The 1,112-nt window shown below is 34.3% G+C and carries 1 protein-coding gene; it reads left to right on the forward strand.

The genetic code is table 11. The features are described from left to right. On the forward strand, positions 1-1,112 hold a 1,112-nt coding region (locus JAO71_RS15695), incomplete at both ends, for a T9SS type A sorting domain-containing protein (protein WP_203001724.1).

Here is a 1,112-nt window from a genome sequence, read left to right on the forward strand (position 1 = left end):
GGAAGTGGAGCTCCATCAGGCGAATCTTATTGGTTTAACGGTACAGCAAACGATGGAGATATAACGATTCCCGCTTTAGCAGGAAACCAGATTTTAGTAGGTAATCCATATCCATCAGCAATTGGAGCTACACAATTTATAAATGACAATAATCCTATTACAGATGGTTCCTTATATTTTTATGAGCATTTTGAAACAAATAGTTCTCACGTATTAGCAGATTATCAAGGCGGTTATGCGACTTATAATTTGTTAACCTCAGTAGAGGCGCCAACACCAGCAGCAGGCGGAACGTCTTCCAAAGGCGCACCAAAAAATTCTGTAGCAGTAGGACAAGGGTTTTTTGTTAAAATTGCTAATAGTGGAAACATTCAATTTACAAATAGTCAACGTGAATTTGCAAGAGAATCGTTAAGCGAGTCTACATTTTACCGTTCTGCACAAGCCACAACAACGGATAATCGTATAAAATACAAGCTTCAGTTTAAAGACGCTTCAGACAATACAATGACTATTGCATTAGGATATGACCAAAATGCAAGTCCAGCTTATGACAGAGGTTATGATAGCGAAAGGTTTAATACGCTATCCAATCAAATATACTGGACTATTCCAGATAAAGAATTGTGTATTCAAGGATTAAATAGTTTTGATGTTTCAGAAGAAATTCCGTTAGGAATAAACATTAGTAACACAGGAGATTATACGTTTAAAATAAGCGAAACTTTAAACTTTCCAACAAACGAATCTATTTATTTAAAAGACAATCAGAATAATACATTTTATGATATCACGACAACACCAGTAACGCTGTATCTTACCGATGCTACTGATCAAGCAAGATTTTCTATAGTGTATCAAACTTCAGAAGCCTTATCAAACGCAGATTTTAATCAGAATGATAACACAGTGTATTACAATATCAGTAATGATAATTTAGTGTTAGACGGAATAGAAGATTTACAAGCAATAAAAAGCCTGAAAATATATAACATTTTAGGACAAGCTATACAATCGTTTGATTCTGTTACAACTCAAGAAGTGTCTATGTCTGCATTAACATCTGGAATTTATATTGCAGAAATAATAGAAACCTCAGGAGTAAAAACAAC

Source organism: Olleya sediminilitoris (assembly GCF_016785945.1).
GTDB classification, from domain to species: Bacteria; Bacteroidota; Bacteroidia; order Flavobacteriales; family Flavobacteriaceae; genus Olleya; species Olleya sediminilitoris.